Raw genomic sequence first — 18969 nt, 5'->3', positions numbered from 1 at the left:
TTGGCGCAAATCCTCTGATAACGACCGGGTTTCCAAAGGGCGACTGCCCTTTGGTGGGTCAAGGGCAAAGCCCTTGCCTGTCCGCGCGGGCAACACATGCTGTCCAGATCAGCAATTATCCGATCCGGGTCAGCGCATGAAGCGGGTTCTGTCCGCTCTGGGCGCGCGGTTTTCGCTTCGGGCGCGGCTGGCGCGTGCGGTGCGGCTGATCGAGGAGGGGGATGTGGTGGCCGGGGTGGCGCTGCTGGGCAGCGTGGCCGAGGCCGGGATGCCGGAGGCGCAGTTTCGGGTGGGGCGGGCGTATCTGGACGGTACGGGCGTGCCGCCCAGCCTGGTGGAGGGCGCGCGCTGGATGCGGCGCGCGGCCGAGGCCGGGTGGGTCGAGGCGCGGATGGTGCTGGGCACGCTCTACCTGTTCGGCCTGCCGCGCGAGGGGGCGGCCGGTCAGGGCGTGCGGCTGGTGGCCGAAACGCCGGCCGACCGGGTGCCGGACCCGGTCGAGGCCGCCCGGTGGGCCCTGCTGGCGGCGGAGGCCGGATCGCCCGATGCGCAGGCGCTGTATGGCTATATTCTGGCCGAGGGGCCGGCGGACATGCGCGATCCGGCGGCGGCGGAGGGCTGGTTTGCCCGTGCCGCCGGCGCCGGCTGCCCGCAGGGGCATCTGGGGCTGGGGCTGCTGTGGCTGCGGGCGGCGACCGATGGGGACGGGCATGCGCGGGCGGCGGGGGCCCTGCGCGTGGCGGCCGAGGCCGGGCTGGGGTCGGCGCAGTTCATGCTGGGGGCGCTGACCGAACAGGGACGCGGCGTGACGCGGGATGTCGCGGCGGCCACCGCGCTGTATGGGCGTGCGGCAGAGGCCGGGGTGCGCGCGGCGCAGGCGCGGTTCGGCCTGGCGCTGCTGGAGGGCCGGGGCTGCGCGCGCGATGCGGGGCGGGCGGAAAGCTGGCTGCGACGCGCCGCCCTGGCGGGTGATCGCGAGGCCGCGTCGCTGCTGGGCGACCTGTACGCCGCCGGCGGCGAATTGCCGCCGCATTATGTCGAGGCCGCGCTGTGGTACCGGCGGGCGGCGTCGGCGGGCCATGCGGCGTCGTGGCGGGCGCTGGGGATGCTGGCCCTGACCGGGGCCGGCCAGCCGCGCGACGTGACCGAGGCCGCGCGCTGCTTCCGCCAGGCCGCCGCGCTGGGTGACGACCGGGCGGGGGCCGATCTGGGCAACCTGCTGCTGGAGCAGGATGTGTCGGAGGACGACCGGCGCGATCTCGGGCGCTATTTCGCCCATGCGGCCCAGGCCGGGGACCTGGTCGCGGCGTTCAATTTCAGCATCTGCCTGTCCCACGGGCTGGGCATGGCGCGGGACGAGCCGGCGGCGGCGGCGTGGATGCTGCGCGCGGCCGATGGCGTGGTGAACGCGCAATATTGGTACGGCCGCATGCTGCTGGACGGGCGCGGCTGCGCGCCCGACGCGGTGGCGGGCCGGGGCTGGATCGCGCGGGCGGCGGAAGCCGGGATGGACGATGCGCGGGTGGCGCTGGCGCAATTGATGCTGACCGGGCGCGGCGGCCCGCGCGACCATGCGGGGGCGGCGGCACTCTATCGGGCGGCGGCCGAACAGGGGCAGGTCGATGCCATGTTCTCGCTGGGCGCGCTGCTGGGCGGCGGCCACGATGTGCCGGTGGATCGTGGAGAGGCCCAGCACTGGTTCCGCATGGCCGCCGAACGCGGCAACGCGCTGGGGCAACTGATGCTGGGCCGCTACCTGCTGCGCGGCCTGGCCGGCATGACCGACCCGGCGGAGGCCCGGCTGTGGCTGGAACGCGCCGCAGCACAGGGCGTGCCCGATGCGGCGGCCGAGCTGGCCAGGCTGGGCACCGGTCCGGCGGCCGGCGCCGAGGCCGGCTGAGTGGCACCGGCGCGCACGGTACCCCCAAGCGGCCGCGCCATGGCGGAGGACCCGGCGGCCCAGCAGGCCTGGGCCGATGCCCAGGCCCAGTCGGCCTTTCACCGGGCGCGGGCGTGCGAGGCGTCCGGCGACCCGGCCAGCGCATGGGCGTGGTACGAACGGGCCCACCGTCTGGCGCCGGAAAGCATCGTGGTGGCCTTTCCGCTGGCGATGGCACGGCTGCGCGGCGGCGACGGCGCGGGTGCCGCGCAGGTGCTGCGCGCGCTGACCGGGCGTTTCGATTTCCGCGAGGGCTGGATCGCGCAGGCCGCCGCCCTGCTGATGGCGGGCGAGGATGCGGCCGCCATCGCCGCCGGGCAGCAGGCCCTGTCCCGCCACGCGCCATCCGAGGGGATGGAGCCATTCTGCGCGCGGCTGGCCATGCTGGCCGGGCGGCCGGGCTGGTGCGGGCTGTCGGCGAGCGGGCGGCTGCATCTGGGGGCAGGGGTGCCGGCGGTGACGGTCCTGGTCGACGGGCGGCCGGTCCCGGGCGCGATGGACGGCACCTTGCTGCCCGCGCGCTGGCGCCGCGCCGGGCGGGTGGAGGTGCTGGCCGGTGGTGCTGCGCTGCTGGGTAGCCCGCTGGAGCCGGCGGCCCTGCAACGGATCGACGGGCTGGTGACGGCCGGATCGGAGGGACTGTCGGGCTGGGCGTGGCATCCGTCGGACCCGGATCATGCGCCCGTCCTGCATATCCGCGACGCGGAAAGGCGCCCGATCCGCCGTGTCATCGCTGCCGATGCCGCGCCGGAGGCCGACAGCCTGCTGCCGCTGGCCCGCCCCCGCCGCTTCGCCGTGGCGGCGGCGGACCTGCCGCCCGGCCTGCTGCATGTGGAAGGGCCGGATGGGCGCGACCTGCCGGGCAGCCCGCTGGCGGTGCATCCGGCGGCATCGCCGGGCGGGCCTGTCCGCCCGCCGCCCCCCGTGCCGCCGCGCCGGGCCGGGCCGGCCATCGTCATCCCGGTGCATGGCGACCGTGCCGCCACGCTGGCCTGCCTGGAATCGGTACGGGCCAGCGTGGGCGACGGCGTGACGGTGATCGTGGTCGACGACGCGACGCCGGACCCGGTTCTGGCGGCCGAACTGGACCGGCGGGCGCATGCGGGGAGCATCCGCCTGATCCGTCACCCGCGCTGCCTGGGCTTTCCGCACGCGGCCAATGCGGGCCTGCGCGCGGCGGCGGGGCAGGATGTGGTGCTGCTGAACAGCGATACGCTGGTGGCCGGGGGATGGCTGGAGGAACTGGCCGACATCGCCTATGGCGCGGCGGATATCGGCACCGTCACGCCGCTGTCCAACCGCGCCGACCTGTTCTCGTGGCCCGGCGCGGACGCATTGCCCGGCGACCCGCCCGCACCGATGCCGGACCTGGAGACGGTAGACCGCCTGATGGCGGCGGCGCGCGCGGCCAATCGCGGGCAGGCGGTCGAGGTGCCGACCGGCCACGGGTTCTGCCTGTTCCTCCGCCATGACTGCCTGGCCGCCGCCGGGCCCTTTCGGGCCGACCTGTTCGCGCAGGGCTATGGCGAGGAGAACGAATTCTGCCGCCGCGCCGCCGGGGCGGGCTGGCGGCATGTCGCCGCACCCGGCGCGTTTGTCGGCCATGCGGGAGGGGCCTCGTTCGGTGCCGCCGGCCCGGCGCTGCTGCGGCGCAACCTGGCGATCCTGGACCGGCTGCATCCGGGCTATGGCGGGCTGGTCGCCGCCCATCTGGTGGCCGATCCGCTGTTTGTCGCCCGGCGGCGGCTGGACCTGGTGTGCTGGCGGCGCGGCGGCGCCGGCTGGCGGCGGGCGGTGCTGCTGGTCACGCACGACCAGGGTGGCGGGGTGGAGCGCGTGGTGCGCGACCGCGCCCGGATGTGGCGCGCGCAGGGCCTGCGGCCGGTGGTGCTGCGCCCCACGCCCGATGGCTGCCGGCTGGAAGATGCGGCGGCCGGTGCGGGGGCCGCCATGCCGCGCTTTCGCCTGCCGGCGGACCGGGACCTGCTGCTGACGGTGCTGCGCGCGTCGGGGGTGGGCCGGATGGAATGGCATCACGGGCTGGGCCACACCCTCGACGCGCCGACGCTGGCGGCCGGGCTGGGCGTGCCCTATGCGGTGCATGTCCATGATTACGCCTGGTTCTGCCCCCGCGTCGCGCTGGTGGACCCGTCCGGCCGCCATTGCGGCATGCCGGGCCCGGCGGGGTGCGCCGCCTGCCTGCGCACGGGGGACAGCCTGCTGACGGGTACGGGCCCGGTGCCCGTGCGGCTGGCGGCCTATCGCGCCCGCGCGGGTACCGTGCTGCGCGGGGCAGCGTCGGTCACGGCGCCCTCCGCCGATACCGCCCGCCGGATGGAACAGGCCTTTCCCGGGCTTGCGATCGGCGTGGTGCCGCCGCTGGACGACGAGGCGCCGCCCCCCGCGCGGGCGCGGGCCCCCGGGGCACGGATACGGGTGGCGGTCCCCGGCGCGATCGGGGTCGAGAAAGGGTACCGCGTCCTGCTGGCGGCGGCGCAGGATGCCGCCGCGCGGGCGCTGGCGCTGGAATTCGTCGTTGTGGGGCATACGCCGGACGACGACGCGCTGATGGCCACCGGCCGGGTGTTCGTCACCGGACCCTATGCGGAAGCCGACGGCGCCGCGCTGCTGGCGGCGCAGCGGGCGGACCTGGCCTTCCTGCCCTCGATCTGGCCCGAGACCTGGTGCTTCGCGCTGGGGCTGGCATGGCAGGCGGGGCTGCGCGCGGTGGTGTTCGACCTGGGGGCGCCGGCCGAACGCGTGCGCCGGACCGGGCGCGGCACGGTGCTGCCGCCCGAGCTGTCCATTCACGAATTGAATACGTTTTTGCTGTCTTATGGGCGGATCGGGGCGGCCGGCACGGGCCGCCGGGAGAAAAGGGAGATCGCGACCTTGCATCCAGTCGACCGCCTGCCGGCACCTCACGCCATCCGTTCCCCCGCCCGTCGACGGAAGGCCCGCTGATGCCCGACAGCATGACGATGGACAATCCGGGCCGCATCCTGGACCTGAAGGTCGCCGGCCGGCTGATGACGCTGGATGCGGGACTGTATTGCATCTTCCACGCCACGGGCGCCGAGGGGCCGGCCGGGGCGGCGGGCGAGGACCTGCCGGGCGTGCGGATCTCGCGCGCGCCGGGGCCGGGCGGCCTGGGCGTGGGGATCGCGACCTTCGACGACGAGGGCTGGCTGGGGTCGGCGCGCAATGCCGCGCTGGTCCGCGTGCCGGCGGCGGCCGGGCAGATCCTGATCACCATCTACCAGGACCCGGCCCGGCTGGCCGAAACCCCGCGCCTGCAGGTGGTGCGCTTGGCCGATGCGCCGGGCCCGGCGGCGGCCGCACCGCCCCCGCCGGCCCCCGGCGCCGCGCCGCCCTTTCCCGCGCCGCCGCCGCCCGCCGGGCAGAAGGGTGAGGGCGCGGGCGACAAGGGCGCCACGGGTGAGCTGACGGCGCATATCCAGCGGCGTGGCGACGTGGCGACCGCGCTGGCGGACTGGATGGGCACGCCCGGCAGCCGGAACTGGATCGAGGGCTTCGCCATCGCGCCCGCCCGGCTGATCGCGCCCGACGAGATCGAATATCAGGCGGTGCTGGGGCGCGGCTGGCTGTCGCCCTGGGCCTCGGGCGGGCAGTTCTGCGGCAGTCGCGGCATGGCGCTGCCGATCCTGGGCCTGCGCGTCCGGCTGAAGCCGCCGGCCGCCGGCCGGTATCGCTGCCGCGTCTGGGCCAGTTTCACCGATGGCAGCCGCACCGGCCCGGTGGCGAATGGCGGGGTGGCCGAGGCCGAGAGCGGGGCCCCGCTGGAAGCCTTCCGCGTCGAGATCCTGCCGGCGGCCCCGTCCGAACATCCCGATGAAGGCGAGCAGGCGCTGCTGGCCGGGGCGACGGCGGCAAAAGCCGGCCGCCGCGCGCGCAAGCCGGCCGAGCCCGCCCCACCGGCGGCGGAGGCTCCGGCCAAGGCCCCGCGAAGCCGCAGGGCCAAACCTGCCGGACCGCTGCCGGAACCTCCGGCGGTGGCGGAGCCGGCGAAGGGGGCCGACCCGGCGATGGCGCCCCCGGCCGCCCGGAAACGCCGGACCCGCACCGGCGAACCGGTCGTGAAGGCCCCGGCTGCCCCCGTGCCCGCCGCCCCCGTGCCCGCCGATGCCACGCGCCCCGGCCGGGGCCGCAAGGCGCCGGGGTCGCGTGTGGGGCTGCTGAAGGCGCGCCGGCAGATGGCGGCGCGGGGCCGGTCCCGACAGGACCCGTGAGCGGAATCCGGCCTGCCCGCGCCACCGGGCAGCCCGGGGCCGGTCGGGACATGCCGGCTGTCCCGCCCGCGCCCACCGGCCCGCATGCCCCAACCGGCCCGGGGACGATGTCTTGAGATATCTGTTCGTTCACCAGAATTTTCCCGGCCAGTTCCTGCATCTGCTGCGGCATCTGGCCCAGGACCCGGCAAACGAGATCGTCTTCATCAGCGAACCCAATGCCAGCCAGATCCAGGGTGTGCGCCGCGTGGCCTATCGCCTGCCGCGCGGCGGGATGGACGGCGTGCATCCGGGGGCGCGGGATTTCGACCTCGCGCTGCTGCGGGCCGAATGCGTGGCGCGCGCGGCACTCAGCCTGCGCGAGCTCGGCTATCGCCCGGATATCGTGATCGGCCATCATGGCTGGGGGGAATTGCTGAACCTGGGCGACGTGTTCCCCGGCGTGCCGGTGCTGGGCTATTTCGAATTCTTCTACCATGCCGACGCGCTGGATGTGGGGTTCGACCCCGAATTCCCGTCGCCCGAGAGCATCCGCCCGACCATCCGCGCCAGGAACGCGGTCAACCTGCAGGCGCTGGCGCTGGGTGGGCACGGCCATACCCCCACCCGCTTCCAGTGGATGACCTATCCCGACTGGGCGCGGGAGCGGATCGCCCTGCTGCCCGAAGGCGTCGACCTGTCCGCCTGCTCCCCCGACCCGTCGGCCTTCCGCCGGCCCCTGCCTGTCGCCGGCACGGTCATCGCGCCGCAGGACCGGCTGGTCACCTACGTGGCCCGCGACCTGGAGCCCTATCGCGGCTTTCATGTCTTCATGCGCGCCCTGCCGCGCATTTTGGCGGCCCGGCCGGACGTGCGGGTGGTGCTGGTGGGGGGCGACGGCGTCAGCTACGGGGCCAGATTGCCGCAGGGCGCGTGGCGGGCGCGGATGATGGCCGAACTGGCGGGGCGGATCGATCCGGACCGGGTCCATTTCGCGGGGCGGGTCGATTACGACACGTTCCGCGCGCTGCTGCGCCGGTCGGACGCGCATGTCTACCTGACCTACCCGTTCGTCGCGTCCTGGTCGCTGCGCGAGGCGATGGCGATGGGCTGCGCGATCGTCGGCAGCGATACGGTGCCGGTGCGCGAATTCCTGGCCGACGGGCGCACCGGCCGGCTGGTACCGTTCCTGGACCCCGACGGCATTGCCGAGGGCGTGCTGGAAGTGCTGGCCGATGCCCGCCTGTCCGCCCGGCTGCGCCGGGGCGCGCGCCGGCAGGCCGAGCGCACGCTGGACATGGCGGCCTATCTGGCGCGCTACCGCGACCTGATCGACCGGGTGGCGCGCCGGGGCGCCTGAAGGTCCCTCCTGTCGCCCCAGGGCGGCAGGAGGGGGAAGGGAATCAGCCTTTCCGGGCGGCGGCGAGCGAGGACTTGATGATCTCGCCGGCTTCCTCGCGGCCGGCCCAGCCGGTCACCTTCACCCACTTGCCCTTCTCCAGGTCCTTGTAGCGGGTGAAGAAATGCTCGATCGCCTGCAGGGTGATCTCGGGCAGGTCTTCCAGCTTCTCGACCTTGGAGTACTGCGGATGCACCTTGTCGTGCGGCACGCAGATGATCTTCTCGTCCTGCCCGCTCTCGTCTTCCATGCGCAGCATGCCGATCGGCCGGGCGCGGATCACGGCGCCGGGCACCACGGGGGCCGGGATCAGCACCAGCGCGTCGGCCGGGTCGCCGTCGGCGGCCAGAGTGCCGGGAATGAAGCCGTAGGCGGCCGGATAGGCCATCGGCGTGAACAGGATGCGGTCGACCACGACGGCGCCGCTATCCTTGTCGATTTCATATTTCACCGACGACCCCTGCGGGATCTCGATGACAACGTTGATATCGAACGGCACGTCCTTGCCGGGCGAAATTTTCGACACATCCATGGCGGCGCTCCATACTCTTGGAAACGGAGAGATAAGACGGCCGAACCTATCGACGCCGCCCGCCCTTGCCAAGCGCCGTTTCGGCGCCGGGAATCGCCCGCGCGGGGCACGCTGCATCTTGCCAAACGGCCGCACATGGGCGAAGTGAGGACCGGCCTGCGCGCCCGTAGCTCAATTGGTCAGAGCGGGCCGCTCATAACGGCTTGGTTGCGGGTTCAAGTCCTGCCGGGCGCAGGCTGCATACCACGCCGCGCCTCCCGCCTTCGGGAACGCCGGCCGTTCGGTTTCTTTTTACTCTGGATCATCGGGAGCCTTCGTCATGGCCGCCACGCAATATGTCTATGTGATGAAGGACCTGACCAAGGCGTATCCGGGTGGGCGCGAGGTCTTCAAGGGCATCACCCTGTCCTTCCTGCCCGGGGTGAAGATCGGCGTGCTGGGCGTGAACGGCGCCGGCAAGTCGACCCTGCTGAAGATCATGGCCGGGATCGAGAAGGAATATGGCGGCGAGGCCTGGGCCGCCGAAGGCACCCGCATCGGCTATCTGGAGCAGGAGCCCAAGCTGGACGAGTCCCTGACCGTCGGCGAGAACGTGGCCCTGGGCTTCGGCGACCTGAAGGTGGCGGTCGACCGCTTCAACGAGATCTCGATGAAGTTCGCCGAGCCGATGTCCGACGACGAGATGACCGCGCTGCTGGCCGAGCAGGCCGAGCTGCAGGAAAAGATCGACGCGGGCGACGGGTGGGAGCTGGACCGCAAGATCGACATCGCGCTCGACGCGCTGCGCTGCCCGCCGGCCGACAGTCCCGTGACCAAACTTTCGGGCGGCGAGCGCCGCCGCGTGGCCCTGTGCCGCCTGCTGCTGGAAAAGCCCGACCTGCTGCTGCTGGACGAGCCGACCAACCATCTGGACGCCGAGAGCGTGGCGTGGCTGGAGCGGACCCTGCGCGACTACGAGGGCACGGTCATGATCATCACCCATGACCGCTACTTCCTCGACAACGTCACCAACTGGATCCTGGAACTGGAGCGCGGCCGCGGCTTCCCGTTCCAGGGCAACTATTCCTCGTGGCTGGAACAGAAGCGCAAGCGCCTGGCCCAGGAGGAAAAGGAAGAAAGCGCCCGCCAGCGCGCCCTGGCCGCCGAGCAGGAATGGATCGGCTCCAGCCCCAAGGCCCGGCAGGCCAAGAGCAAGTCGCGTATCGCCCGCTACGAGGAAATGCTGGCCCAGAATGCCGAGCGTGCGACCGGCACCGCCGACATCGTCATCCCCCCCGGCCCCCGCCTGGGCGGCACGGTGATCGAGGCCGAGGACCTGCGCAAGGCGTTCGGCAACCGGCTGCTGATCGACGATCTCAGCTTCAAGCTGCCGCCCGGCGGCATCGTCGGCGTCATCGGGCCCAACGGTGCCGGCAAGTCGACCCTGTTCCGCATGATCGTGGGGCAGGAACAGCCGGATTCCGGCACGCTGAAGGTCGGCGACACCGTCAAGCTGGGCTATGTCGACCAGTCGCGCGACAGCCTGGATGACAACAAGACGGTGTGGGAGGAAATCTCCGGCGGCACCGACGTCATCTATCTGGGCAAGCGCGCCGTGCCCTCGCGCGCCTATGTCGGCGCCTTCAACTTCAAGGGCGCGGACCAGCAGAAGAAGGTCGGCATCCTGTCGGGCGGCGAGCGCAACCGCGTGCACCTGGCCAAGATGCTGCGCCAGGAAAGCAACGTCATCCTGCTCGACGAACCGACCAACGACCTGGACGTCGACACGCTGCGCGCGCTGGAAGACGCCCTGGCCGAATTCGCGGGCTGCGCGGTGATCATCAGCCATGATCGCTGGTTCCTCGACCGTCTGGCGACGCATATCCTGGCCTTCGAGGGCGACAGCCACGTCGAATGGTTCGAGGGCAATTTCCAGGCCTACGAAGAGGACAAGCGACGTCGACTCGGTCCGGATGCGACCGAGCCGGGACGGATCAAGTACCGCCCCCTGGCACGCTGAACCGCCGGGGCGATGCACGTCCCGATCGTCCTGCCGGCCCCCCGTGACGCGCCCGCCGCGCGGGGCTGACGGGCCGGACCCGGCCGGGACGCGGCACCTGCGCCGCGGCCCGTGGGGGCAGCCCGCCGACCGTGCGGAATGGACGACCCGCGCGCGCATCGCCGGCGGGCCGATCCGCACGCCGCGGCTGGTGCTGGAGCCGGTCTCGTGGCGCGATATCGACGACATGGCCCGCCTGAAGGCCGATGCCGGGGCGTTCAGCATGATGCTGGGCGGCGTACGCAGCCGCCAGCAGGCCGAGGCCGACATGGCCGACGACATGGCTTGCTGGGCGCGGCGCGGCGTCGGCATCTTCACCATTCGCGAGGATGGCCGCTTCATCGGCATGACCGGCCTGCACGAGCGCCCCGACGGGCGGGGCCTCGGCCTGCGCTTCGCGCTCTGGCCGTGGGCGGCCGGGCGCGGCCTGGCGCGCGAGGCCGCGTCGGCGGCGCTGAGCTTCGCCCACGATGCGGGGATCCGCCGGGTGATGGCGGTAACGCGCGACACCAACATCGCCTCGCGCACCATCCTGGGCGGAATCGGCATGACCCAGTGCGACAGTTTCGACCGCGACGGGCACCTGATGCTGGTCTATGAAAGCATCCGCGAGGTCGCCGCCGACCCGCTACCCCCCCTGCCGCCGCGCCGTCCCATCAGGCTGCCGGAATAGCACCCGGGCGCGGTCCCGGACCGCAGGGCCCGAGGCCCTGCACCCCAATCACCAAGAAAACGAATGGGTTTCCAAAGGGCTCCGCCCTTTGGTGGGTCAAGGGCTTTGCCCTTGCCTACGGCGTGCTGTGCGCCGCCACCTGATGGTCCAGCGCATGCAGCAGCGCGTCGATGCTGCCGTTATGCCGGCCGATGAAGGACGCATAATCCTGCCGGGTGGTCAGGCGTAGGCTGGGGCCTTCGGCCATCACGTCCACCACCATGGGCTTGCCGCTGCTGAAGCTGACGATCCACTGCGCGTTGACGGGGGGCTGCTCGGGGCGGTTGATCACCGTATCCACCGCCTGGTCGGTGCCGGAGGCGGAAACGTTGCCGATGGTGAAGGTCACGCCCCGGTAATCGCCGATCTTGTCCGAGATGGAGTTGACCAGGATCTGGTGAAACACGGCCAGGAAGCGGGTCTGCTGCTCCGGTGTGGCCACCCGCCAGTAGCGGCCCAGGCAGTAGCGGCCGATGGAATCCATGTCCACATGGTCCTGCAGCAGCGGCAGGATCGCGGTCTTCTTGTCGGCCAGCGAGCGGTCGGAATTGACGATCGCGATCAGTTGCTGCCCGAAGGTGCTGACGAACGTGCGGGCTTCTTCGGCGGACGCGGCGCGGGCTGGTGCCGTGACCTGCAGGGCGGCGGCTGCGGCGGCAAGACCCAGCGCATGACGACGGGAGAGGGCTGTCTTCATCTCTGTGTCCCTGTTCAGTTGTACCAGTCGGGTACGGTGGCGCGATGGTCGTTGCTGATGGCTTCGGCCTGGGCCTTGCGCTGCTGCTGGTAGGCGCTGCGGATGGTGGCGTAGGGGTCCAGCGCGTCCTTCTGCAACTGGTCCAGCGCATCCAGGTGGTCGGCCCGCCCGTTGATCGTGCCCATGATGTTATAGGCCCAGTTGAATGTCAGCAGGCCGTAGCCCCGGGGGACATAGTTCCACGGCGACAGGCCGACATCGATGCCGTACCCCGCCCCGTCGCGGATCGAGGACGGGCCCATCATCGGCAGGAACAGGTACGGGCCGGACGGTACGCCCCATGTCGCCAGCGTCAGCCCCGCATCGTTGTCATGGTGGGGGTAGCCCGCATATTTCGCGACGTCGATCAGGCCGCCCAGGCCGGCCACCATGTTGACGCACCAGCGCACGAAGGCATCGCCCGCGCGGCGGGGCTTGCCCGCGCCGACATCGTTGAAGAACACGACCGGCTCGTTCATCGTCTGGACCATGGTGCCCAGCGACTGCCGCACCCGATAGGGCACGGCCCAGACATAGGCCTTGGCCACCGGACGCATGGAATATTTGTCCAGCGTCATGCTCACGTCGTACATCTTGCGGTTCAGGGATTCGTACGGGTCGTTGGCCTCGCGATATTCGGCCAGCGCGTCCGGGTCCTTGGGTGGCGGGGCCGCGCATCCGGCCAGGGTGGCCAGCCCCAGTCCGGCGAGGAAGCGGGCGATCCGGCGTGGGCGGCGGGCGGGGGTACATGACCGGGATGGCTGTAAGTTCGATCCTGTCACTGCACGCATGCTCGTTCCCGTTTCCCTGGTCTGCCGTTCCCGAACGCCTGTAACGCGCGGGGAAGCCAATGGATCTCGCGGCCCGTCGACGCGCGTCCGCGAAACTTCTCTCTAGCATGGGACGCGGCGTGTGCAATCGCTCTCGATGACCGCTCGGTCATGCGTCTGCGGAGCAGGGCGGGGGCCGGGGGGATTTTCGACCCCCCGCCGGGGCGCCGGGCCCGTTTCCGGTCCGGAACGGTCGGTCCCGCGTGGCCGCCGGCCGCCCCATGGGCAGGCCGGTCCCACGACGCGCGCACGGGCGCGGCGCCTCCCGCCCGGCAGGTTCGTTCACGTTCCCGTGATTGACCGCTCGCCCCCTGCGCCGGCATCCTGTCCCGGTCATATGGAGGGGCATGATGAACGATCTGGCGGACCCGGCGACCGGGGCCCCGGTGGCGCGGGTCGTGGCGCTGCATGTCCATCCCGTCAAGTCGCTGGGCGGCATCGCGGTGGCCGAGGGCCGGCTGGGGCCCTGCGGGCTGGAGGACGACCGGCGCTGGATGGTGGTCGACCCCGATGGCAGGTTCCTGACCCAGCGCCAGATGCCGCACATGGCGCTGGTCGGCGTGGCGCGGGGCCCCGGCGGGCTGGTGCTGGCGCGGGCGGGGCTGGGCGCGCACGCGGTCGCCCGTCCGCCGGCCGACGGGGCGCGGCGGATGGTGCAGGTGTGGAAGGACAGCGTGCCGGCGGTCGATGCGGGCGATGCGGCGGCGGCGTGGCTGGGCGCCGCGCTGGGCCGCCCCTGCCGGCTGGTCTACCTGCACGATACCGGGGCACGCCCGGCCGACCCGGCCTTCGCGCCGCCGGGCGCCACGGTGGGGTTCGCCGACGGGTTCGCGGTGCTGCTGGCCAGCCGGGACTCGCTGGACGCCCTGAACCGCGACCTGCCCGCCGCCGTGCCGATGGACCGTTTCCGGCCCAATCTGGTGCTGGAAGGGGCCGCGCCCTGGGCCGAGGATGGCTGGCGCCTGCTGGCGGTGGGCGCGGCGCTGCTGCGAATCGTCAAGCCCTGCTCGCGCTGCATCGTGACGACCATCGACCAGCAGACGGCCGAAATCCCCGACCCGCGCGAGCCGCTGGCCACGCTGGCCCGCACCCGCCGCGCCCGGGGCGGGGTCATGTTCGGCCAGAACGCGGCGGTGGTCCGCCCGGGCCGGATCGCGGTGGGCGACCAGGTCCGGCTGCTGGAAGAGGGACCGTCGAACCTGGTACCAGCCTGAGAGCCTGGCCGTAAATGCGGTCTGGCGGCGATCCGACGCGCGTTTCCTGCGCGCCGGTGCTCGGAAACCCACGACGGGCGCGGCCCGGCGGGCCGCTCTCGCTCACCAGCCCGCATTTACGGCCAGGCTCTGAGGGCCGCCCTCTAGCGGCCTAAACGCGGGCCGATCTCGGGCAGCAGGCCGATCAGGTCCGTGACCTCGCGCTTCGACAGGCCGGAGGCCTGCAGGTCGACCTCGCGGCCCGCCAGCACGTCGCGCAGGGCCCGCAGGGCGGGGCCCGAAAGCAGGGCGGCTTCCTGCATGTAGTCGCGGAAGGCCTCGTAGGTCAGCGGCACCCAGCGTTCCACCAGGTTCAGGATCGTGTCGGCATAGGCGCGGATTTCGTACTGCGCATGGGCGTCGGCGCGCAGCCGCAGGAAATGCAGCAGGTTCCACAGGTTCAGCTGCCAGTAGAACTGCGTCATCACATTGACCGGCAGCGTCATGCGCGCCAGTTCGCGCGCCACCACCGGCCGGTCGGGGTCGACGACATTCCCTTCCTCGTCCTGGTTCAGCATTTCCAGGTAATGGTCGTAGCAGCGGCTCGCATCCTCGCGCAGCAGGTCCAGCACGTGCTGGGCGGCATCGGCGGGCAGGCTGTCGCCGCGCCCCTGCTTGTTGCTGGCCGATTGCTGGGCGATGTCCTCGGGCCGGGGGAAGTAGAATTCCTTCTCCAGCACCGAATAGCGGGCCGAATATTCGTTGATGCTGGCCGTGCGGTGGCGGAACCACTGGCGGGTGACGAAGATCGGGGCGCGGACATGGAACTTGGCGACCGCCAGTTCGAACGGGCTGGTGTGCCGGTGGCGCATCAGGTAGCGGATCAGTCCCCGGTCGTCCGACGTGCTGCGCGTGCCCCGCCCGTAGGAGACACGGGCCCCCTGCACGATGGCCGCGTCGCCGCCCATATAGTCGACCAGCCGCACGAACCCGGTGCCCAGTACCGGCTGGGGTTCGTACAGAACCTCCTCGGCGGCGGGCACGACGATGCGGCGCGTCTGGGCCCAATCGGCGCGGGCCGCATCGATTTCCGATTTCTGGTCCGTTGAAAACATTGCCGCGCTCCGTCTCTGCCGCTGGGTCCAACGGCGCGCATACCACGAAGCGGACATGCCTTGCCACCAGGGAGCGGCGTCCTTATATACCGACGTGCCGGAGGGGCTTGCTCCTTGGCTATGGCGATAAACGGCACGTGGAATAAGTGTAGTGGACCCGGGGGCAGTACCCGGCGTCTCCACCAGAAACCTCCCCGTCACGACCCTTCGGGGCAGGGGAGCATGGGGACGAAACAGGCTCGACACGCATGGTAAAGACCTGCCTTTTGCCCGGCATTGTACCGCCGTCATCGGGCTAACTTACAAGTGCCAACGATAACTCTGAGGTGCTCGCTGTCGCTGCATAAGTGACAAGCGCGGTTCGGGAGGGCACCGGGCAACAGAAGCCCTCCCACTTCGCTGCCAGATCATGCCATTATTCCTGCGGTTGTGATGTCTGACCTGCCGTGGCAGCCCTTGTGCGGCCGCGCGGTTTGACGCATGGCTGAAGGCTGTGGCAGGGCGTGGCGCGACCCACACGGCCATCATGGCCCGGCCGACCCCCAATGGGGCGGCCGGACGGTACGGAGTATCCCGCATGTCCGACGATCGCGACGAGGAAAACGGTTTCGACACCACGATTCCCGAAAGCCTCCTGCCCTACGATTCCTGGATCGAGGATGCGTACCGGGGCGTGATGCTGCGCGCGCTGGAACATGTGGGGCGCGAGGGCCTGCCCGAGGGGCACCATTTCTACATCACCTACCGCACCGACTGGCCGGGCGTGATCCTGCCCAGCCGCCTGCGCGCCCAGTATCCGCACGAGATCACCATCGTGCTGCAACACCAGTTCTGGGACCTGAAGGTGGACGAGGACACGCAGACCATCTCGGTCGGCCTGTCCTTCGGCGGCGTGGGGTCGACCCTGGTCATTCCCGTCGACGCCGTGACCGCCTTCGCCGATCCCCATGTCCGGCTCGCCCTGCGCTTCACCCCGCCCGAGCCGGCTGACGAGGAGGACGCGGCACCCGTCGCCGCCGAACCGGCCCCGGTCGACGAGGCCGCCGAGGCCCCGGGGGATGCGCCGTCCTCGCCACAAGTGGTCAGCCTGGCCGCCTTCCGCAAGAAGGGCTCCGGCCCGGGCTGAACCGTACACCATCCGGGGGGCCCGGATGCGGCCGGGCTCTCCGTGCATCGCCACCACCCGGAACCAATCCGGGGGAGACAGGCACACAGAGGGAGACTGTCCATAATGAACGCCTCATCCACCCCCCCCAAGCCTCCGTTGAAACCGTTCGTCTACGGCCCGCTCTTTCCGCTCCATGACGACGACACGCCCTATCGGCGGCTGGAAATCGAGGGCGTGCACACCACGGTCTGCGACGGCCGCACCGTGCTGCACGTCAAGCCCGAGGCACTGGGCGAACTGGCCGCCCGCGCCTTCCACGAAATCGCCCATCTGCTGCGCCCCGCCCACCTGGCCCAGCTTGCCAGGATCCTGAAGGACCCCGAGGCGTCGGACAATGACCGCTTCGTGGCGCTGGACCTGCTGAAGAACGCCTGCATCGCCGCAGGCGGCGTGCTGCCGATGTGCCAGGATACCGGCACCGCCATCATCTACGGCAAGAAGGGCCAGCGCGTCTGGGTCGACGGCAACGAGGAAGAGGCGTTCTCGCGCGGCGTCTACGACACTTACACCCGCACCAGCCTGCGCTATTCGCAGATGGCGCCGCTGTCGATGTTCGAGGAAGTGAATACCGGCACCAACCTGCCGGTGCAGTTCCACATCTCGGCCACGCCCGGCGACTATCATGCCGAGCAGATGGACCTGATGTTCGTCGCCAAGGGCGGCGGCTCGGCCAACAAGACCTTCCTGTTCCAGGAAACCCGGGCCCTGCTGTCGACCAAGGAAAACCTGCTGAAATGGCTGGACGTCAAGGTGCGCACGCTGGGCACCTCGGCCTGCCCGCCCTACCATCTGGCGGTCGTGATCGGCGGCATGTCGGCCGAGCAGACGCTGGAGACGGTCAAGCTGGCCTCGACCAAGTGGCTCGACTCCCTGCCGACCGAAGGAAGCCCGCAGGGCCACGCCTTCCGCGACCTGGAGATGGAGCAGGAAATCCTGAAGCTGACCCAGGGCCTGGGCATCGGCGCGCAGTTCGGCGGCAAGTATTTCTGCCATGACGTGCGCGTGGTGCGCCTGCCGCGCCACGGCGCGTCGCTGCCCGTGGGCATCGGCGTGTCGTGCTCGGCCGACCGGCAGATCAAGGCCCGCGTCACCGCCGACGGCTTCTTCCTCGAACAGCTCGAAACCGACCCCGCGCGCTTCCTGCCCGAGACGACCGACGAGCACCTGGGCGGCGAGGAGGTCCAGATCGACCTCAACAAGCCGATGACCGAGATCCGCAAGCAGCTGTCGCAATACCCGGTCAAGACCCGCCTGTCGCTGACCGGCACCATGGTCGTGGCGCGCGACATCGCCCACGCCAAGTTCCGCGAGCGGCTGGAGCGCGGCGAGGGCCTGCCGCAATATCTCAAGGACCATCCGGTCTATTACGCCGGCCCGGCCAAGACGCCGGACGGCCTGCCGACCGGCTCGTTCGGTCCCACCACCGCCGGGCGCATGGACAGCTATGTCGACATGCTCCAGGCTGCCGGCGGGTCGTATGTCATGCTGGCCAAGGGCAACCGCTCCAAGGCGGTGCGCGAGGCCTGTCACAAATATGGCGGCTTCTATCTCGGCTCGGTCGGCGGCCCGGCGGCGCGGCTGGCCAAGGACTGCATCCGCAAGGTCGAGGTCCTGGAATATCCGGAACTGGGCATGGAAGCGGTCTGGAAGATCGAGGTCGAGAATTTCCCGGCCTTTATCGTCATCGACGACAAGGGCAATGATTTCTATGAAGGTCTGACGGGCTGAGCCCGGGGGGTCCGCCCCCGGCTTCCGTCTACAAGGAGATCCCCGTTCCATGCGCTTTACCGTCGATCGGCTGGACCATGTCGTCATTACCGTCCGTGACCTGGAGGTCTCGGCGTCCTGGTATCAGCGGGTCCTGGGCATGGAGCGGGAGGAATATGGCCGCAACAACCGCACGGCGCTGAAATTCGGCGGCCAGAAGCTCAATCTCCGCCCCCATGGGGCGGAAGGCTGGGCCACGGCCACCGACGCGCTGCCCGGCACCAACGACCTGTGCTTCATCACCGCCGTCTCCAGCGGCGATGTGGTCGAGCATCTGGAAGGCTGCGGCGTCCGCGTCACCGACGGGCCGGTGGCCCGCCTGGGGGCGCTGGGCCCCGTCACCTCGGTCTATTGCGAAGATCCGGACGGCAATCTGGTCGAGATCGCCTCCTACCAGGGCTGATCGTGTCCGGGTCCACTTCTTCCCCGGCCCCCGATCCGGCCTGTTATCCCCATCCGCAGGACCGGCCGCTGGCCGGGGCGCCGCATCCGGGCCGGCTGGTCCATCCCCGCCTCTATGCCTGCGAATGCGCGGGCACCGCGCTGCTGATGGTCTTTGGGGTGGCCACCAACATCCTGCTGGGCGCGGCCGGCAGCCCGGTGGGGCGGGTGCTGGCGGCCCATCCCGCATTGCAGGTGGCATTGCAGGGGCTGTTCTTCGGCCTGGGCGGCACGATCGCGGCTCTCTCGCCCTTCGGGCGCGTCAGCGGCGGGCATGTCAGCCCCTCGGTGACGCTGGCCTTTACCCTGATGGGGCGCCTGGCCTGGCGGGACATGCTGGGCTACATCGCCGCCCAGTCGGCGGGCGCGGTGCTCGGTACCGGCCTGGTGGCGCTTGCGGGCCTGGTCTGGCCGCGCTGGGCGACATGGTCGCAGGCCACGCATTTCTCCGCCACCCTGCCGTCGCCGATGGTGCCGCTGTCCTGGCCCTTCGTGGGCGAAATCTGCACCACGGCGCTGCTGATCGGCACCCTGCTGTTCACGGGCGGGACGGCCGGCCTGCGCTGGGTGACGCCGCTGGTGGCCGGCCCGCTGTTCTTCATGCTCAATCCGTTCGAGGCCTGGCTGTCGGGCGACAGTACCAATCTGGCCCGCACCCTGGGGCCGGCGCTGTTCTCCGGCCAATGGCGCGGTTTCTGGATCTATGGCCTGGCCCCGTTCGCCGGTGCCGCGCTGATGGTGGCGCTGGTGCGGCTGGGCGCCCTGGGGGCGATCGAACTGCACGAGGCGCGGGTGGCCCATTTCGGCCATCACGGCCGCGCGCCCTATCTGCTACCGTGGCGGCGGCGGTCCGCCACGCAATAAAGCCGC

The 18969-nt window shown here is 71.2% G+C and carries 15 protein-coding genes, 1 tRNA gene and 1 other RNA gene; 13 read left to right on the top strand and 4 right to left on the bottom strand.

Annotated features, from left to right (window positions below):
• Window positions 1-136 precede the first annotated feature (136 nt).
• The 4 genes from HLH27_RS02785 (at window position 137) to HLH27_RS02770 (ending at window position 7528) form a co-directional block, all read left to right on the top strand.
• The gene (locus HLH27_RS02785) at window positions 137-1900 is read left to right on the top strand and encodes a tetratricopeptide repeat protein (protein ID WP_182947604.1); all 1764 of its coding nucleotides are present in this window, start codon (window positions 137-139) and stop codon (window positions 1898-1900) included.
• A 39-nt stretch (window positions 1901-1939) separates the two neighbouring features.
• Window positions 1940-4903 carry a glycosyltransferase gene (locus HLH27_RS02780; protein ID WP_182947602.1) on the top strand — a complete coding sequence of 988 codons (2964 nt, stop codon included), beginning with the start codon at window positions 1940-1942 and terminating at the stop codon, window positions 4901-4903.
• The gene (locus tag HLH27_RS02775; protein WP_182947600.1) at window positions 4903-6189 is read left to right on the top strand and encodes a hypothetical protein; all 1287 of its coding nucleotides are present in this window, start codon (window positions 4903-4905) and stop codon (window positions 6187-6189) included. The genes HLH27_RS02780 and HLH27_RS02775 overlap by 1 nt, the downstream gene beginning before the upstream one ends.
• A 112-nt stretch (window positions 6190-6301) precedes the next feature.
• The gene (locus HLH27_RS02770; RefSeq protein WP_182947598.1) at window positions 6302-7528 is read left to right on the top strand and encodes a glycosyltransferase family 4 protein; all 1227 of its coding nucleotides are present in this window, start codon (window positions 6302-6304) and stop codon (window positions 7526-7528) included.
• A 43-nt stretch (window positions 7529-7571) separates the two neighbouring features.
• Here HLH27_RS02770 and ppa read toward each other — a convergent pair whose 3' ends face one another.
• Complete coding sequence (gene ppa, locus HLH27_RS02765) at window positions 7572-8099, bottom strand: inorganic diphosphatase (RefSeq protein WP_182947596.1); 528 nt, start codon at window positions 8097-8099, stop codon at window positions 7572-7574.
• A 160-nt stretch (window positions 8100-8259) separates the two neighbouring features.
• On the opposite strand from ppa, the gene HLH27_RS02760 reads away from it, so the two are divergent.
• From HLH27_RS02760 to HLH27_RS02750, 3 genes are all read left to right on the top strand, one after another.
• Window positions 8260-8333, top strand: a tRNA-Ile gene (locus HLH27_RS02760).
• 85 nt (window positions 8334-8418) lie between these two features.
• A complete protein-coding gene (gene ettA / locus HLH27_RS02755) occupies window positions 8419-10098 on the top strand; it encodes an energy-dependent translational throttle protein EttA (RefSeq protein ID WP_182947594.1) in 1680 nt (559 codons plus the stop codon).
• Between the two features lie 157 nt (window positions 10099-10255).
• Window positions 10256-10810 carry a GNAT family N-acetyltransferase gene (locus tag HLH27_RS02750; RefSeq protein ID WP_182948102.1) on the top strand — a complete coding sequence of 185 codons (555 nt, stop codon included), beginning with the start codon at window positions 10256-10258 and terminating at the stop codon, window positions 10808-10810.
• Window positions 10811-10925: 115 nt separating this feature from the next.
• Here HLH27_RS02750 and HLH27_RS02745 read toward each other — a convergent pair whose 3' ends face one another.
• Both HLH27_RS02745 and HLH27_RS02740 read right to left on the bottom strand, forming a co-directional pair.
• The gene (locus HLH27_RS02745) at window positions 10926-11546 is read right to left on the bottom strand and encodes an MlaC/ttg2D family ABC transporter substrate-binding protein (protein ID WP_182947593.1); all 621 of its coding nucleotides are present in this window, start codon (window positions 11544-11546) and stop codon (window positions 10926-10928) included.
• A gap of 14 nt (window positions 11547-11560) precedes the next feature.
• Entirely contained in the window at window positions 11561-12376 is an 816-nt protein-coding gene (locus HLH27_RS02740; protein WP_182947591.1) for an MlaA family lipoprotein, read from the bottom strand.
• A 386-nt stretch (window positions 12377-12762) separates the two neighbouring features.
• Here HLH27_RS02740 and HLH27_RS02735 point away from each other — a divergent pair, with 386 nt between their 5' ends.
• Window positions 12763-13629 (top strand): MOSC domain-containing protein, encoded by an 867-nt coding sequence (locus tag HLH27_RS02735; protein WP_246375389.1) that lies wholly within the window; start codon window positions 12763-12765, stop codon window positions 13627-13629.
• A 143-nt stretch (window positions 13630-13772) separates the two neighbouring features.
• Here HLH27_RS02735 and thyX read toward each other — a convergent pair whose 3' ends face one another.
• Window positions 13773-14723 (bottom strand): FAD-dependent thymidylate synthase, encoded by a 951-nt coding sequence (gene thyX, locus HLH27_RS02730; RefSeq protein ID WP_182947589.1) that lies wholly within the window; start codon window positions 14721-14723, stop codon window positions 13773-13775.
• A gap of 56 nt (window positions 14724-14779) precedes the next feature.
• On the opposite strand from thyX, the gene ssrA reads away from it, so the two are divergent.
• The 5 genes from ssrA to HLH27_RS02705 all read left to right on the top strand — a co-directional run bounded on the left by ssrA (window position 14780) and on the right by HLH27_RS02705 (window position 18963).
• Window positions 14780-15119: a transfer-messenger RNA gene (gene ssrA, locus HLH27_RS02725) on the top strand.
• Between the two features lie 181 nt (window positions 15120-15300).
• Window positions 15301-15849, top strand: a complete 549-nt coding sequence (locus HLH27_RS02720) for an SspB family protein (protein ID WP_182947588.1) — start codon at window positions 15301-15303, stop codon at window positions 15847-15849.
• A gap of 105 nt (window positions 15850-15954) precedes the next feature.
• Entirely contained in the window at window positions 15955-17619 is a 1665-nt protein-coding gene (locus HLH27_RS02715) for a fumarate hydratase (protein ID WP_182947587.1), read from the top strand.
• 49 nt (window positions 17620-17668) lie between these two features.
• Complete coding sequence (locus HLH27_RS02710; protein WP_114725502.1) at window positions 17669-18061, top strand: VOC family protein; 393 nt, start codon at window positions 17669-17671, stop codon at window positions 18059-18061.
• 2 nt (window positions 18062-18063) lie between these two features.
• The gene (locus HLH27_RS02705; RefSeq protein WP_338029826.1) at window positions 18064-18963 is read left to right on the top strand and encodes an MIP/aquaporin family protein; all 900 of its coding nucleotides are present in this window, start codon (window positions 18064-18066) and stop codon (window positions 18961-18963) included.
• The last annotated feature ends 6 nt before the right edge of the window (window positions 18964-18969 follow it).

The organism is Gluconacetobacter takamatsuzukensis (assembly GCF_014174275.1).
Taxonomy (GTDB): Bacteria; Pseudomonadota; Alphaproteobacteria; order Acetobacterales; family Acetobacteraceae; genus Gluconacetobacter; species Gluconacetobacter takamatsuzukensis.
Note: the sequence above shows the minus strand (reverse complement) of the source record. Positions and strands in the feature narration are given on the sequence as shown.

Coding starts and splice junctions, on each gene's coding strand:
- HLH27_RS02740 (WP_182947591.1), bottom strand. CDS start 12,376: ATGCGTGCAGTGACAGGATCGAACTTACAGCCATCCCGGTCATGTACC.
- HLH27_RS02720 (WP_182947588.1), top strand. CDS start 15,301: ATGTCCGACGATCGCGACGAGGAAAACGGTTTCGACACCACGATTCCC.
- HLH27_RS02780 (WP_182947602.1), top strand. CDS start 1,940: ATGGCGGAGGACCCGGCGGCCCAGCAGGCCTGGGCCGATGCCCAGGCC.
- thyX (WP_182947589.1), bottom strand. CDS start 14,723: ATGTTTTCAACGGACCAGAAATCGGAAATCGATGCGGCCCGCGCCGAT.
- HLH27_RS02735 (WP_246375389.1), top strand. CDS start 12,763: ATGATGAACGATCTGGCGGACCCGGCGACCGGGGCCCCGGTGGCGCGG.
- ppa (WP_182947596.1), bottom strand. CDS start 8,099: ATGGATGTGTCGAAAATTTCGCCCGGCAAGGACGTGCCGTTCGATATC.
- HLH27_RS02785 (WP_182947604.1), top strand. CDS start 137: ATGAAGCGGGTTCTGTCCGCTCTGGGCGCGCGGTTTTCGCTTCGGGCG.
- HLH27_RS02715 (WP_182947587.1), top strand. CDS start 15,955: ATGAACGCCTCATCCACCCCCCCCAAGCCTCCGTTGAAACCGTTCGTC.
- HLH27_RS02775 (WP_182947600.1), top strand. CDS start 4,903: ATGCCCGACAGCATGACGATGGACAATCCGGGCCGCATCCTGGACCTG.
- HLH27_RS02745 (WP_182947593.1), bottom strand. CDS start 11,546: ATGAAGACAGCCCTCTCCCGTCGTCATGCGCTGGGTCTTGCCGCCGCA.
- ettA (WP_182947594.1), top strand. CDS start 8,419: ATGGCCGCCACGCAATATGTCTATGTGATGAAGGACCTGACCAAGGCG.
- HLH27_RS02710 (WP_114725502.1), top strand. CDS start 17,669: ATGCGCTTTACCGTCGATCGGCTGGACCATGTCGTCATTACCGTCCGT.